This is a genomic window from Pseudoalteromonas sp. S3431 (assembly GCF_000690035.1).
In the GTDB taxonomy this organism is placed as follows: domain Bacteria; phylum Pseudomonadota; class Gammaproteobacteria; order Enterobacterales; family Alteromonadaceae; genus Pseudoalteromonas; species Pseudoalteromonas fuliginea.
The window spans coordinates 37,609-51,984 of the sequence record NZ_JJNY01000028.1 but is presented as its reverse complement, the minus strand read 5'-3'; the positions used below and the strand labels follow the sequence as shown (position 1 = coordinate 51,984).

Sequence of the window (14,376 nt, the reverse complement as noted above, 5' to 3'; positions counted from 1 at the left end):
AATATCGGCTTTTTATTGAAAAATCACAGCTACATGATTTTTAGTTACAAAAAAACCGCGTATAAAACGCGGCTTTTAAATGCTTTTTAATTACAGACCAGCACGGTCTTTAATTACAGCAATAAGTGGTGAACCAGCATGGTTACCTTCAGCCCAAGCGATATCTGCGCCATCAGCTAATGAACTTTTTGAAAGGTTTTTAACAATGTATTCACCAGTACCTACTGCGTTGCTTGCAACTGCATGGCGTAATAAGTTATTACCATTACATTGTATTGCATCGTAGATATTACGAATTTTTACACGAGAACTTTTAAGTTTACTACGTAAACGGTTTTTATCGTCCGCTGCTATATACTCGCAAATAGATACAGCTAATTGATCTTCAGCGTTTGCAGGCGCTACATACGAAAATGAACCTACTGCAATAGCAGTAACAATAACTAGCTTTGGTAATTTAAACATGAAAAACCCTTTATGGTACTTTTTACCTATGTTGATTGGTTAATATTGTACCAACACACGTAGATTTTCGCAATAATGTTATTGAATTTTATATAAAGTTACGAATTTATAACTAGATTTGTTTTTATTATCAGGCTGCATACTTAACTCTTCTTTAAGCTCCCATTTAGCTATTTTTTGATAATCTGGGAATTGTGTATCGCCTTCTACATCTAAACCTATAAACGTTAAATATAAGCGCTCTGCACGCTCTAAAAACTGCTGATAAATATTTCCACCACCAATGATCATTACTTCTTCAGCGTCAGAAACTAAATTCAATGCAGCCTCTGGTGTTGCTACCGTTTCAATTCCATCAGCTTGATACCCAAGATTACGAGTAATAATAATATTACGTCGCCCAGGCAAAGGACGTCCGATAGATTCAAAAGTTTTACGACCCATAATTACAGGCTTACCTGTAGTCACTTTTTTAAAATGCTGAAGATCTGCAGGTAAATGCCATGGCATTTTATTATCTAGGCCAATTACACGGTTATTTGCCATTGCTGCAATCATTGAAATTATCATATTAAATACCTAGTACTTTATTTTTAAACAAAGAAAAAGGAGCATAAGCTCCTTTTTATAAATTCTATTTAATTAGCGCTCGTAGACAACTTCTACGTCGTAATCATCTTCATCCCAGTCGTCCCAATCATCATCATTGCCCTTACCTTTAGTGGCTTTTTCATGATAGGTATCCCACTTGAATTCAATCTCTTCATCTTCAACCTGTACAAACTTCTCTTTAGGCATGCTATCGAGTAGTGTCATTATGTTGTGAATTAAAGGTTGAGTATTGAGTTTATTAATCGCTGAAATGTGATAAATATTTTCAGTTTCGCCCAGTTCTTCTGCAATAGCTTCACATAACGCTTTTGCTTCGTCCTCTGGTAATAAGTCTATTTTATTAAAAACTAACCAACGTGGCTTTTCAGCTAATTTAGGGCTGTATTGATGTAACTCGTTAATAATTGAGAATGCATTATCAACAGGGTTTGAACCATCTACCGGCATTACATCGATAATGTGTAATAACACACGACAACGCTCTAAATGCTTCAAGAAGCGGATGCCTAAGCCTGCACCATCAGATGCACCTTCAATTAAGCCTGGTATGTCAGCTATTACAAATGATTTATTCGCTTCTGGACGCACTACGCCCAAATTAGGAATAAGCGTTGTAAACGGGTAATCAGCTACTTTAGGCCTTGCTGCTGATACACTACGGATAAACGTAGATTTACCTGCGTTAGGAAGCCCTAGTAAGCCTACATCCGCTAATAGTAGCAACTCTAATTTTAAATTACGTACTTCGCCTTCAGTACCCAAGGTTTTTTGACGAGGTGCTCGGTTAGTACTTGATTTAAAACGTGCATTCCCCAAGCCGTGGAAACCACCTTTTGCAACCAAAATACGTTGACCATGTTGCGTTAAATCACCAAGTCCCTCTTGGGTATCAACATCCATGATACGTGTGCCTACAGGCACCATAACAAATAAGTCATCGGCTTTTCGGCCTGTACAGTTACGGCTACGACCGTTAGTACCACGTTCAGCTCTATGGAAACGCTCAAACTGATAATCAATGAGGGTATTTAAGTTTTCATCAGCTTGTAGATAAACACTACCACCGTCTCCACCGTCACCGCCGTCTGGTCCACCATCTGGAACATATTTTTCACGACGGAAAGACACGATGCCGCTGCCACCGTCTCCAGCTTCTGCGCGAATTTCTACTTCATCTACAAACTTCATGATTACTCACTTTAGGGATTGGCTTGTTAATTTAACTATTATATACCGAAGCCAAGCTGATTGCAGGCTTGGCTTGGGTATATATTTTTTTCTTAAAACAAAAAACCCCGCAAAGGCGGGGTTTTTTAACTACCTTACTGATTACTCAGTTACGATAGTTACGTATTTACGGTTTAAAGGACCTTTCTGTTCAAACTGAACTTTACCATCTGCTTTTGCGAAGATAGTGTGGTCTTTACCGATACCTACGTTTGTACCAGGGTGGAAACGAGTTCCACGCTGACGAACAATGATGCTACCCGCTAGAACTGATTCGCCACCAAAACGCTTAACACCTAGGCGTTTGCTTTCTGAATCGCGACCGTTACGAGTACTACCAGCTGCTTTTTTATGTGCCATTTCTAAGTACCTCTAATTAAGCGCTAATGCTAGTGATTTTAACTTCAGTGAACCATTGACGATGGCCCATTTGCTTACGAGAATGCTTACGGCGTCTAAATTTAACAACCTTAATCTTCTCACCGCGACCATGTGAAACAACCTCAGCTGTTATCTTGCCACCGTTTACGAACGGTACACCGATCTCGATTTTCTCACCATCAGCAACTAAAAGTACTGAATCAAATTCTACTGCCGCACCAGTTTCAACGTCTAATTTTTCAAGACGAATCGTTTGACCTTCAGTCACACGATGCTGTTTACCACCACTTTGGAAAACCGCGTACATAATTAACTCCGTCTGTGCACCCTCAAATCGGTGCAACTAAAATATTCTTCGATAGGGCGCGAAGTTTACGCTAACGCGAAATAACTAGCAAGCCTATTTTGTAATTAAAATGAATAAAAAGTAGCTGCATTGAGAGTAATTCAATATTTCCCCCAGTTTATATTAATTGACCCTTTTGCCAAGTGCTTTTTAGCTGTTAAGCGAAATAAGTTAATGCGCTTAAATAGAGCTCTCGCTGTATAATATCTAAGCGCGACTCAGACTGCATATTGGTTATCTATTAATCAGTTATCTCAACCAATTAAGCTCTTATTCAGTACTTTAATAGTGTTTTTTCAATCAATCGTCACAAAATATCGAGCTAGTGCATTTTTTGTTGTACAATCTGCGCCGTTCACACATAAAAATTGGCTCGGAGATCAATGGATATAAAAGCTATCCAGGCGTTAATCGAAAGCGATATGAATGACGTCAATCAACTTATACATGCGCAAATGCGCTCAGATGTGGCGTTAGTTAATCAGCTTGGTTTATATATAGTTAGCAGTGGCGGCAAACGTGTTCGTCCAATGCTCGCAATTTTAGCAGCCAAGGCGCTCGGTTATCAGGGTAAAGATCACATAACACTTGCAACAATTGTTGAGTTTATCCATACAGCAACGCTATTGCATGATGATGTTGTAGATGAATCAAACTTACGACGTGGCACGCCTACAGCAAATGCTGAATTTGGTAATGCTGCTAGCGTATTAGTTGGTGACTTTATTTACACTCGCTCATTTCAGCTTATGGTTGGCCTTGGAAAAATGCAGATTATGCAAGTACTTGCCGATGCAACAAACATTATTGCTGAAGGTGAAGTATTACAGTTAATGAACTGCAATGACCCAGATACGACTGAAGCCAGCTATATGCAGGTTATTTACTCTAAAACGGCTAAATTATTTGAAGCAGCTACAGGCCTTGCTGCCATTATCACAGAGCAAGACCAAACGACACTTGATGCACTAAACCTATACGGTATGCATTTAGGTACTGCGTTTCAACTAGTAGATGACGTACTCGATTACAATGCAGACGCTGAGCAGCTAGGTAAAAACATTGGCGATGATTTAGCTGAAGGCAAACCAACCCTTCCGCTTATTTATGCTATGCAACACGGTAGCGAGCAGCAAACGCAACTTATTCGTGATGCAATAGAGCACAGTAATGGTATGGAGCATTTAGAAGAAATTTTAACTGCACTAAAACAAACTAATGCGCTTGAGTTTACAATGCAAAAAGCAGAGCTTGAGGCCGAAAAAGCCATTGCCTGTTTAGACTTTTTAGCTGAGTCTGACTATAAGCAAGCACTTATAAGCCTTGCCCGTATTGCGGTTGACCGCGACCACTAGTTTTAACTAGTTACACAGTGTGACATTAATTCTGAGCAATAAAAAAGCCTGCAAATGCAGGCTTTTTTGTTGCTTAAACCGGCTATTACGCCATGAAATCAACACCTTCTTTGATGTCTTTTTTCAATGTTTCAAGCATGTCATTTTTTGCTTTTGTTTCAAATGCGCTTAGTTCGCCGTAAGAAAGAATTTCTTCTACGCCGTTTTTACCTAAACGTACTGGATGTGCAAAGTACTCTGCATCGCCATTTTCAACAGCAACGTAAGCGTAATCTACAACTTCTTCACCTTGTAGGCCTTTAACTAAAGACATACAAAAACGAGCTGCAGCAGCACCCATAGATAGCGTAGCTGAACCACCGCCTGCTTTAGCATTTACAACTTCAGTACCCGCATTTTGGATACGTGGAGTAAGTGCAGCAACTTCTTCATCTGTGAAAGAAACACCTTCAACTTGAGAAAGTAGAGGCAGAATCGTTGTGCCTGAGTGACCACCAATTACTGGTACTTTTACAGTTGCTACGTCTACGCCTTTAAGTTCAGCAACAAATGCTTCTGAACGAATAACGTCAAGCGTAGTAATACCGAATACGCGTTTAGCGTCGTAAGTACCTGCTTTTTTGAATACTTCAGCAACAATTGGAACTGTGCCGTTTACTGGGTTAGTAATAATACCTACTAACGCTTTAGGACAGCTGGCAACAATGCCTTCTGCTAACGTTTTGATGATGCCAGCATTTACATTGAATAAATCAGCACGATCCATACCTGGTTTACGTGGCATACCCGCTGGGATAAGAACGATGTCAGAACCTTCAAGCGCTTTATTTAAATCGTCTGCGCCAAAGCCTGCAACTTTAACATCTGTTGGGATGTGAGAAAGGTCAACCGCAACACCTGGTACTACTGGTGCAACATCATAAAGTGATAATTCAGAGCCAGCTGGTAAGCCTGTTTTTAATAATAAAGACAACGCTTGGCCGATACCGCCTGCAGCACCTAATACAGCAACTTTCATTGGAATTCTCCGTCATTTGAGGTAGGAAATATTTGTGGCTCTTAAGATAATGAAATTAGCGACTAAAAACAAATTTATCCTGTCTATTTCAAGTATATTTTCGACCATAGTCGTAAACTTTTGTGATTTAACGCATCAAACTGGCAAGTTAACTAAACAACTGCTGCATAATTATTCATTATTGTGTAGAATTTGCAGCATAAATAACAAAAATGAATAAAGACTATGCAACCACAAGATAAACAAGAAGCACTGGTAAAAGCATTTAAATCGCTTTTAAAAGAAGAAAACTTTGGCTCTCAAGGCGAAATAGTTGATGCGTTAAAAGAGCAAGGCTTTGACAATATAAGCCAAAGTAAAGTATCACGCATGTTAAGTAAGTTTGGCGCTGTACGCACACGTAATGCCAAGCAAGAAATGGTTTACTGCTTACCTGCTGAAATGGGTGTACCTACGGCTAAAAGCCCATTACGCCAATTAGTAATCGACATTATGCACAACGAAATGATGATCATCATTCGTACCAGCCCAGGTGCGGCTCAGCTTATTGCACGTTTATTAGATTCATTAGGTAAAGCAGATGGCGTACTAGGAACTATTGCCGGCGATGACACTATTTTTATCGCCCCGGCTAAAATATCTGAAATAGACGTGACACTTGAACGCGTTCGCATTTTATTTGATACGGTTTGATTATTAATCGTAATTAAATCTGTTTTAAAAATCCGACCGAAGGTGCAAAAAAAGCAGAACCCATATCGGCTTGAGTAAAATCAAGCCAGTGGTCGTAACAATCACCTTCGCCTAAACGGCTTTTAAGTATTTTTTCGAACGCGGTTCCTGTACATGCACATGTAATTGATAACATTCCCTGCTCATACACATCGCCATAAGGCATGCTTTGATTTAATAGTAGCGGTTGCCCATCTTCGTCTTTTAGTTCACTACGCGAAGCATGGCTGGTTTCGATCGCGGGGGTAATTAGTGTGTTATCAAGGCGCGTACGACCCATTATTTGCTCTTGCTCACTTAATGATAAATGCTGCCACACAGTTAAGTCATGCTTATAACGTTGTACATGAATATAACTTCCTTGATCTTCAAAGCTACCCGGTTTATTTATTAGTGCCGTCGCACGCTTTTTTCTACCATGAGCAGAATCGCCACCATAAATAAAGCCATTAAAGTCTCGTCCATCTAAAAAGCGAAAATTACGAACCTGCTCTACCAGCTCTACATCAGGAGCAAATAACTTTAATACTTGCAGGGCAAATAAATGGTTAACGTCTTCACGGTCAGAGCGAATTTGCACAAACAAATCACACGGTTGCACGCTCATTTGGTGATCGCTGTGATTTATATTAGGAAAGCTCTGTAATTCGCTTGGAATGTACTCAGGAAGGATATGTGGCCAATATTGCGCACCTATAGCGACCATACAAGAGAGCATTGATTCTGAAAACTGATCGCTAAATTCTTCTTCAATAGCGCTTACTTGCTTTAGTTTTACGCGTAACGATTCATCTTGACCATCAAACACATTAAAAAATAAGTGCAAACCGTGTAAGTTTGCTTCAGCACAAATCCCTGATTGCGCTTGCGCCATTGTTATTCCTTAGTTTTATAGATAAAAACACAGCGAATAACAAATTAATTATGATTCGAAAAAGTTCACCGTGTGAGGTTTTATTTTTATTATAACCTGCTCATTTTTTTCAAATGATTGGTCATATTGTGCAGCAACTTCAACTTCTTGCTCAGCAATAACGACTGTGTAAACATACGCAGAACCAATAAAGCGACTACTTAATATTGTAGCTCGTTCACAGTGTCTGTCACATAGATTATCACTTACCAATTCAATCTGGTGAGGACGAACATATATTTTCCCTACACTCGCTCTATGCTCATGTCCAATATATGATTTAACTAAGCCAAACGGTGTATTATATTCAGTTGTCGTTAATACTTCTGCCTCTAAGTATATGCCTTGACCCAGAAACTCTGCAACCTCCTTTGAGCTTGGGGCTGCAAAAAGCTGTTCTGGCGTGCCTTGTTGCGCAATTTTACCGCGATGCATAATGGCAAGTGTATCGGAAAAGGCAAATGCCTCTTCTTTTGAGTGCGTAACAAATACAGCAGAGACTTGTGTTGCCTTAATAATTCGACGTATATCGGCGATTAGTTCAAAGCGTACTTGTGTATCAATGTTTGAAAAAGGCTCATCAAGCAATAACAAACTAGGTTTATAAGCTAATGCGCGAGCAATCGCTACGCGTTGCTGCTGACCACCCGATAACTGATGAGGAAATCTATCGGCACAGCCAATTAAATGAACAAGCTTAAGCATTTCATCAACACGATGCTGCTTTTGGGCTTTACTCATTTTACTAAGCCCAAATGCGATATTATTTGCCACCGTCAAATGCGGAAACAATGCATAATCTTGAAACATCATGCCAATGTTGCGATGCTCAGGTGAGACAAATGATTGCTCATTACTCACTAATTTACCGTCTATAAAAATAGACCCTTGCTTGGCTTCAATTAAACCTGCAATGGCTTTTAATGTGGTTGTTTTACCGCAACCACTTGCACCGAGCAGACAAACAATTTCATCTTTGCCCACTGTTAAATCTAAATCATGAATAACCTTTGTACCGTTATAGTGATAGCTCACGCCTTGTAAAATTAAACTACTCATTTAACTACGTTGCTCCATAGAACGATTAATAAAATACAAAGGAATAAACCCGACAATAACAATAAATAATGCCGAAATTGAAGCAAGCTCTAACTGCTCGTCACTCACATACTGAAATACATGAGTTGCTAAGCTTTCAAAGTTAAACGGTCTGAGCAATAACGCCGCAGGTAGCTCTTTCATGCACTCAATAAACACCAGTAATGCCGCCGTAAGTAGTCCACGGCGTAATAAAGGTAGATGTATTAAGCGCAATGTTTGCCCTTGGCTTTTACCCATTGACTGACTTGCCATATCGAGTGATGGGCTAATGCGTAAAAAACTCGATTCTATTGCTCCGTGCGCGATGGCATAAAATCTAACAATGTAAGCAATAATAATAGTAAAAATACTGCCTGTAAGCAGTAAACCTATATCTAAATTATATGGTTCGAGCGCTTCATTGATGGTGTTTTCTAATAATGTAAGTGGTAATAAAACAGCAATAGCGAGCACTGTACCTGGCAATGCATAGCCCGTACTGGCTAAACGCCCAGGAATAAGCGGATACGTTTGCTTTGCAACACGCTGATAAAAAACCACAAAAATACTCAACGTAATGGTTATTACACTCACTATCCCTGCTACTTTTAAACTTTGCCAAGCATAGCTAAAAAACTCAATGTTCCACGCTTTATCAAAGTAGGTAATTGCGTAGTTTACGAGTACTGCAATGGGAATTAAAAAAGCGATAAGTAAAATAAAGCCACAAAATGCAGTTGCTAGCCAAGCCGACTTTCCTTTTAATACATAGAGAGATTCGCTATTTACACTTGATTGGCGCTCAAATACCGCTTGGTTACGGCGGCTAAAGCGTTCTGCCATTAATGCCAAAAATAAAAGTAAGAGCATTACACCCGATATTTTAGCGGCCGCTGTAAGCGAATAATAACCAAACCATGTGTCGTAAACGGCGGTCGTTAATGTGCTCACGGCAAAATAGCTGACGGTTGCAAAGTCAGCCATAGTTTCCATACTAATGAGTGCAAGAGCCGCAACAATTGCGCCGCGAGAGAGCACTAAACTTACTTTAAAAAAACTTTGTTTAGGAGATAGCCCCATTAATTGACTAGCTTGTACTAATTTGAATGACTGTTCGCGAAGGGCTGTTTTAAAAATTAAAAATAAATACGGGTAAAGTACCAAGGCAATCATAACGATAGCGCCAGGTAGTGTACGTATATCAAAAAACCAATAATCACTAGGTGATTGCCAGCCAAACCATTTTCTAAGTGCTATTTGCACAGGGCCCGCATAGTCTAATAAATCAGTGTATACATAGGCAATAATATAGGTAGGCATAGCAAGGGGCAGCATAAGTGCCCATTCAAACTGCTTTTTACCAGGAAAACTACAGTAAGCAGTAAGCCAACCGAGTGGCAGCGCAATAGCACAGCTAAGCACACAAACGCCTAAAACCAGCAACACAGTATTAGTAATGTAATCCCAAAGCACTGTATCCCAAAGATGAGAAAACACCTCAGAGTTACCTTGCAGAGATTCAAAAAGAAGAAAAAACAACGGGGCCGACAGAATCAAACCCGTCGACCACGCAAAGAGCTGCCATTTAGACAGCTTAAATTTATAAGTCATTAAAGATCGAACTTCACCTCATCAATCAGCTTAAGCGCTAACGGACGATATTTACTGATCTCATCGAGTGGCAAGCTGTCTTCCTTAAAGCTCCCCCAAGACGCAACCAAACTGGATAATTGCACACCTGGCTTAACTGGATACTCCATATTTAGTGAGGCATACATGTTTTGTGCTTTATTGTCGGTCATATACTCTATGAGTTTCAAGGCATTTTCAGGATTTTTAGCGAACTTAGTAATAACCGCACCCGATACATTTATGTGCGAGCCACGATTAATTTGGTTCGGAAAATTAATATTTACCGCTTCCGCCCAACCTTTTTGTTCTTTATCTTGCAACATTTTTCCAAGGTAGTAACTATTACCTAATGCCAAGTTACATAAACCTTCTTTAACAGCTTTAACTTGGGCACGGTCGTTACCTTGGGGTTTGCGCGCTAAATTAGCTTTAACGCCTTCAAGCCATGTTTTAGTATCAGCCTTACCATGGTGAGCTATCATTGATGCAACAAGCCCCAAATTATAAGGATGCTTACCCGAACGAGTGCAAATTTGACCTTTATATTTAGGATCAGCCAACTCTTCATAAGTGAGCTTAGGTAACTCACCAACTCGCTCTTTTGATGAATATACATTACGCACTCGCTTAGTAAGCGCAACCCATTGGCCATCACCGTCACGAAAGGCGGCTGGAACATTATTATTTACACTGTCACTTTTTATAGTTTGTGTTAATTTTAAATCTTCTAATTGAATAAGCGCGCTAAAGTTAGAGGTTAATACTAAATCAGCTTTACTGTGCTTGCCTTCGCGTTTAACACGCTCAATTAGCCCTTTTTTAGCAAAAACAACATTGGTTTTTATGCCTGTTTGCTTTGTAAAATCATCCAAAATTGGCTGTATTAAAAACGGTTGGCGAAAAGAGTAAATATTAACGACGTCGTTTGCAAAGGCTGGCGCCGATACTATTAATCCTAAAGTGATAGCGAGTGTCTTCATTATTCCACCTAAATAACAATTATTATCAAATAATTCTACCGTGAACAGTTAAAAAGTGCACACCTTAAATAGCTGTAAGTAGGTAAAAGGTGTCTAAAACAGAAATGTCATGTAAGACATCTCTCACGGATGTGACAGCTAATGAGTAAAAAGCAACATATAAAACAAGCACTAATTAAATAACCAATTGAAAATAAAGAATTAATAAACTTTAGCTATTGCATAAATACTAATTAAATATAGTTTCAGCCCTATTTAAGTTGCTCCATTCACCTATAATTTACTCATCAACCAAGCAGTGATGCTTATCGATTAAATACAAGCAAATTATTTATTCGACCAACCAATGATTAGGTTACCAAGGAAATACGGATTTTAGGACAGGCTCAGGATGAGTAACACAATGGAATGTTGTAAAAATGGATAGCATCAGGAAGGTGCGAAAGGGATAACAACAAGGGTTTAAGTTGTTTGACAGGATGTTTAAGGAATAGATGGACAGGCCTTTTAGGCAACACAATGGATTGATTAATACACGGATGCACTAGGAAGTGCAATGGAAGGATTTGGTAATAGTATTTACTTTACAGGATGTTCAGGAATTAAAGGAGACAGGCCCGGATAGCCTAGATTACATAGAACTAAAAAGTAATATTGTAATAACATGGATTAGTAAAAATTGGAGTTGATTAAGTTCAATTGCAGGATGCAGAAAATTAGAAGATTCCGCAAGCGCGCCTAGAGATAGAGCGCGCTTTTCTTTGCATAGGTAATTAAGTCAAACATATTCATAATAGAGGAAATAGCAATCTCATCAGCTTCAGAGCACAACTTATATGAAGGAACATAAATAGTTTATGGATATAAATTTTAAATCGAGTAAAAACGTCTCCACACTTAATAGCCCAGTAAATAGCACAGCAGAGTATATTTGTATTTTTACGGCACCTACCCCAAAAGAAAATCCTTATTCTGCTTTGTTTAATCCAGAAGGATACGATTTTTCTAACATGTCTATGAGTGAGTTTAAAACGATACTCAACGTTATTATTCAATTAGAAAGTGATATCAGAACAACCCAAAGAGGTGAAACCGCCCGTGATGACGAATTTAGTTATCAATTAAATAAGCTAGCAAATGCAATAGGCCGCACAAATTTTAATGGTAAAGTTAATATTAATAAGTATTTTTTAAAAAGAGTAGAAGAAGCAAAAAAAATGGAAAGCAGTGACTTCCATTCATTTAGTCAAGTGCATACAAGTATGAATCAACTATATGAAACAGTTGTAAAGTTAACATCTGAAGAAAATTTTACAGCACTTCAAAATAAAGCGATAGCTTACTTAGAGTACACGAGCAAACAATCGGCTTAAGTTAGCTCTGATCAGACTCAGGCCTGCCTTTATTACGTTTACCTAATAAATACGCATCGCGAAACTTTATAAAATGTTGCTCAAGCTTTGTTGATGCATCCATTTCGCCCGCAAGGGCTAACACCATAATAGCCACTTCAGCAGTGCCTAGTTGATGCGCATGAGGGGCTACACGTAATCGGTAATCAGATAGTTTATCAGCAGTAACAGAAAGTACAGGCAAGTTATCTAAATAAGGGCTTTTACGAATCATTTTCTTAGCTTCGCGCCACGTACCATCTAAGAATATAAATAGCGGCTTTTTACCTGATTCAATACTCACTTCTGTAATGGCTCTGCCCTCTTCTACATCTTCTGCGGGAAAGACGACCATAGGCTGATACTGCGAATCATTTATTAAAGCTAAAAGAGCGGGGTTAGGATCTGTTCTATCCCATCTAAATGCGTGGTTATCTGGCACTATTTCAGCAATTAAACGCCCTGTATTAGAAGGTTTAAAGCTTTCATTATGATACATCAGTAAGCATACAGCGGCCTTACAATCTGCATGCTCAACACCTTTACAAATACAGTAGTGCTTAGCAATCAGGCATTGTTCACAACGATCTAATTTACCGCCTCGAGCATTAAACTCTCGACGAGATTCACTTATTTGTTGAGCGCGTAATGCTAGAACTGAGTTTTTCACTGTATTTACCTTCAATTAATTAAGCGCGCATTGTAACGACTTCTTGTTATTTAATCTTATATTTATCGAAGTTAAAAATAGACATAAAAAAACCCAACCGAAGTTGGGTTTTTCAAGCAAATACTAAAAAGTTAAATTACTTCTTTTTAGCTGCTTTTTTGTTTGGTAAATCAGTGATTGAACCTTCAAAAATTTCAGCTGCAAGGCCGATTGATTCGTTCAATGTTGGGTGAGCATGAATTGTGAGCGCTAAGTCTTCACCATCAGCACCCATTTCAATACCTAAACCGATTTCGCCAAGCATTTCGCCCGCGTTAATACCGATCATAGCACCACCGATTATACGGCCACTTTCTTTATCAAAGATAAGTTTAGTAGAACCTTCAGTACGAGCAGATGCAATTGCACGACCAGATGCTGCCCACGGGAATACCGCAGTTTCAACTTTTAAGCCTTGCTCTTTTGCTTCTTTCTCAGTAACACCTACCCAAGCGATTTCTGGGTCTGTGTACGCAATTGAAGGAATACATTTAGGGTCGAAGAAATGCTTCTGACCAGAAATAACTTCTGCAGCAACATGACCTTCATGAACCGCTTTATGTGCAAGCATAGGCTGGCCAACTAAGTCACCAATTGCAAAAATGTGGCTTACGTTAGTACGTAATTGCTTATCAACATTAATAAAGCCACGCTCATCAACGTTTACGCCCGCTTTTTCAGCATCAAGTAAGTTACCGTTTGGAGTACGGCCAACTGCAACAAGTACTTTGTCGTAACGTACTGGTTCTGCTGGTGCGTTTTTACCTTCAAACGTTACGTATAAGCCGTCTTCTTTAGCTTCAACACCAACAACTTTAGTTGAAAGCATTACGTTGAATTTTTTGCTTACATATTTTTGGTAAATTTTGATAATGTCTTTATCAGCGGCTGGTACTAATTGATCAGCAAATTCTACAACATCAATTGCAGAACCTAGCGCACGGTAAACCGTACCCATTTCAAGACCGATAATACCACCACCAAGTACAAGTAGTTTTTCTGGTACGTCTTTAAGTTCTAATGCACCAGTTGAATCAATTACACGGTCATCTTCTGGGATGAAAGGTAAGTTAACTGGTTTAGAACCTGCTGCAATAATCGCGTTATCAAACGTGATAGTTGTAGCGCCGTCTGCGCCTTCAACTACTAAAGTATTGCTGCCAGTGAATTTGCCGTATCCAGATACAACTTTCACTTTACGCATTTTGGCCATGCCTTCTAGTCCACCAGTTAACTGGCCAACTACAGAATCTTTCCAAGTACGAACTTGGTCAAGATCGATTTTTGGTGCGCCAAAAGTAACACCGTGAGATGACATTTCTGCTGCGTCATCAATCACTTTAGCTACGTGTAAAAGTGCTTTAGAAGGAATACAACCAACATTAAGACATACGCCACCTAATGTTTCGCGAGATTCTACTAATGTAACTTCTAAGCCCAAGTCAGCAGCACGGAAAGCCGCAGAATAACCACCAGGACCACCGCCTAGTACAACAACTTGAGTTTTTAATTCGTTGCTCATGCTTTTACCTTAA

The 14,376-nt window shown here is 39.2% G+C and carries 15 protein-coding genes; 3 read left to right on the top strand and 12 right to left on the bottom strand.

Annotated features, from left to right (window positions below; all coding sequences use genetic code 11):
- Positions 1-90: 90 nt before the first annotated feature.
- From DO88_RS11920 to rplU, 5 genes are all read right to left on the bottom strand, one after another.
- Entirely contained in the window at positions 91-465 is a 375-nt protein-coding gene (locus tag DO88_RS11920) for a DUF3718 domain-containing protein (RefSeq protein WP_007378736.1), read from the bottom strand.
- A gap of 78 nt (positions 466-543) precedes the next feature.
- Positions 544-1,035 (bottom strand): type 3 dihydrofolate reductase, encoded by a 492-nt coding sequence (folA, locus tag DO88_RS11925; RefSeq protein ID WP_033038670.1) that lies wholly within the window; start codon positions 1,033-1,035, stop codon positions 544-546.
- Positions 1,036-1,107: 72 nt separating this feature from the next.
- A complete protein-coding gene (cgtA, locus tag DO88_RS11930; protein WP_007378734.1) occupies positions 1,108-2,265 on the bottom strand; it encodes an Obg family GTPase CgtA in 1,158 nt (385 codons plus the stop codon).
- A gap of 141 nt (positions 2,266-2,406) precedes the next feature.
- Positions 2,407-2,664 (bottom strand): 50S ribosomal protein L27, encoded by a 258-nt coding sequence (rpmA, locus tag DO88_RS11935; protein WP_002957747.1) that lies wholly within the window; start codon positions 2,662-2,664, stop codon positions 2,407-2,409.
- 16 nt (positions 2,665-2,680) lie between these two features.
- Positions 2,681-2,992 carry a 50S ribosomal protein L21 gene (gene rplU / locus DO88_RS11940; protein ID WP_002957748.1) on the bottom strand — a complete coding sequence of 104 codons (312 nt, stop codon included), beginning with the start codon at positions 2,990-2,992 and terminating at the stop codon, positions 2,681-2,683.
- A 422-nt stretch (positions 2,993-3,414) separates the two neighbouring features.
- On the opposite strand from rplU, the gene ispB reads away from it, so the two are divergent.
- Positions 3,415-4,386 (top strand): octaprenyl diphosphate synthase, encoded by a 972-nt coding sequence (gene ispB / locus DO88_RS11945; RefSeq protein ID WP_033038669.1) that lies wholly within the window; start codon positions 3,415-3,417, stop codon positions 4,384-4,386.
- Positions 4,387-4,471: 85 nt separating this feature from the next.
- On the opposite strand, the gene mdh is transcribed toward ispB, so the two are convergent.
- Positions 4,472-5,404, bottom strand: a complete 933-nt coding sequence (gene mdh, locus DO88_RS11950; RefSeq protein ID WP_002957751.1) for a malate dehydrogenase — start codon at positions 5,402-5,404, stop codon at positions 4,472-4,474.
- Positions 5,405-5,629: 225 nt separating this feature from the next.
- Here mdh and argR point away from each other — a divergent pair, with 225 nt between their 5' ends.
- Positions 5,630-6,097, top strand: coding sequence for a transcriptional regulator ArgR (gene argR, locus DO88_RS11955; protein WP_006794541.1), 468 nt, complete (start codon positions 5,630-5,632; stop codon positions 6,095-6,097).
- Between the two features lie 13 nt (positions 6,098-6,110).
- Here the strand turns inward: argR and DO88_RS11960 are convergent, their stop codons facing one another.
- From DO88_RS11960 to DO88_RS11975, 4 genes are read right to left on the bottom strand one after another with little or no spacing between them, the layout of a single operon-like run.
- Positions 6,111-7,010: a Dyp-type peroxidase gene (locus DO88_RS11960; protein WP_007378732.1), complete on the bottom strand. Its 900-nt coding sequence runs from the start codon at positions 7,008-7,010 to the stop codon at positions 6,111-6,113.
- A 48-nt stretch (positions 7,011-7,058) separates the two neighbouring features.
- Positions 7,059-8,108: an ABC transporter ATP-binding protein gene (locus DO88_RS11965; RefSeq protein ID WP_033038668.1), complete on the bottom strand. Its 1,050-nt coding sequence runs from the start codon at positions 8,106-8,108 to the stop codon at positions 7,059-7,061.
- Positions 8,109-9,740, bottom strand: coding sequence for an ABC transporter permease (locus DO88_RS11970; RefSeq protein WP_033038667.1), 1,632 nt, complete (start codon positions 9,738-9,740; stop codon positions 8,109-8,111).
- Positions 9,740-10,744 (bottom strand): Fe(3+) ABC transporter substrate-binding protein, encoded by a 1,005-nt coding sequence (locus tag DO88_RS11975; protein ID WP_033038666.1) that lies wholly within the window; start codon positions 10,742-10,744, stop codon positions 9,740-9,742. Before DO88_RS11975 ends, DO88_RS11970 begins: the two co-directional genes overlap by 1 nt.
- A gap of 854 nt (positions 10,745-11,598) precedes the next feature.
- On the opposite strand from DO88_RS11975, the gene DO88_RS11980 reads away from it, so the two are divergent.
- Positions 11,599-12,114: a hypothetical protein gene (locus tag DO88_RS11980; protein ID WP_033038664.1), complete on the top strand. Its 516-nt coding sequence runs from the start codon at positions 11,599-11,601 to the stop codon at positions 12,112-12,114.
- 1 nt (position 12,115) lies between these two features.
- On the opposite strand, the gene DO88_RS11985 is transcribed toward DO88_RS11980, so the two are convergent.
- Complete coding sequence (locus tag DO88_RS11985; RefSeq protein WP_033038661.1) at positions 12,116-12,802, bottom strand: tRNA-uridine aminocarboxypropyltransferase; 687 nt, start codon at positions 12,800-12,802, stop codon at positions 12,116-12,118.
- 136 nt (positions 12,803-12,938) lie between these two features.
- The gene (lpdA, locus tag DO88_RS11990) at positions 12,939-14,363 is read right to left on the bottom strand and encodes a dihydrolipoyl dehydrogenase (protein ID WP_002957761.1); all 1,425 of its coding nucleotides are present in this window, start codon (positions 14,361-14,363) and stop codon (positions 12,939-12,941) included.
- Positions 14,364-14,376: the final 13 nt, after the last annotated feature.

Coding starts and splice junctions, on each gene's coding strand:
- lpdA (WP_002957761.1), bottom strand. CDS start 14,363: ATGAGCAACGAATTAAAAACTCAAGTTGTTGTACTAGGCGGTGGTCCT.
- folA (WP_033038670.1), bottom strand. CDS start 1,035: ATGATAATTTCAATGATTGCAGCAATGGCAAATAACCGTGTAATTGGC.
- DO88_RS11920 (WP_007378736.1), bottom strand. CDS start 465: ATGTTTAAATTACCAAAGCTAGTTATTGTTACTGCTATTGCAGTAGGT.
- DO88_RS11980 (WP_033038664.1), top strand. CDS start 11,599: ATGGATATAAATTTTAAATCGAGTAAAAACGTCTCCACACTTAATAGC.
- argR (WP_006794541.1), top strand. CDS start 5,630: ATGCAACCACAAGATAAACAAGAAGCACTGGTAAAAGCATTTAAATCG.
- rplU (WP_002957748.1), bottom strand. CDS start 2,992: ATGTACGCGGTTTTCCAAAGTGGTGGTAAACAGCATCGTGTGACTGAA.
- cgtA (WP_007378734.1), bottom strand. CDS start 2,265: ATGAAGTTTGTAGATGAAGTAGAAATTCGCGCAGAAGCTGGAGACGGT.
- rpmA (WP_002957747.1), bottom strand. CDS start 2,664: ATGGCACATAAAAAAGCAGCTGGTAGTACTCGTAACGGTCGCGATTCA.
- DO88_RS11960 (WP_007378732.1), bottom strand. CDS start 7,010: ATGGCGCAAGCGCAATCAGGGATTTGTGCTGAAGCAAACTTACACGGT.
- DO88_RS11965 (WP_033038668.1), bottom strand. CDS start 8,108: ATGAGTAGTTTAATTTTACAAGGCGTGAGCTATCACTATAACGGTACA.
- mdh (WP_002957751.1), bottom strand. CDS start 5,404: ATGAAAGTTGCTGTATTAGGTGCTGCAGGCGGTATCGGCCAAGCGTTG.
- ispB (WP_033038669.1), top strand. CDS start 3,415: ATGGATATAAAAGCTATCCAGGCGTTAATCGAAAGCGATATGAATGAC.
- DO88_RS11970 (WP_033038667.1), bottom strand. CDS start 9,740: ATGACTTATAAATTTAAGCTGTCTAAATGGCAGCTCTTTGCGTGGTCG.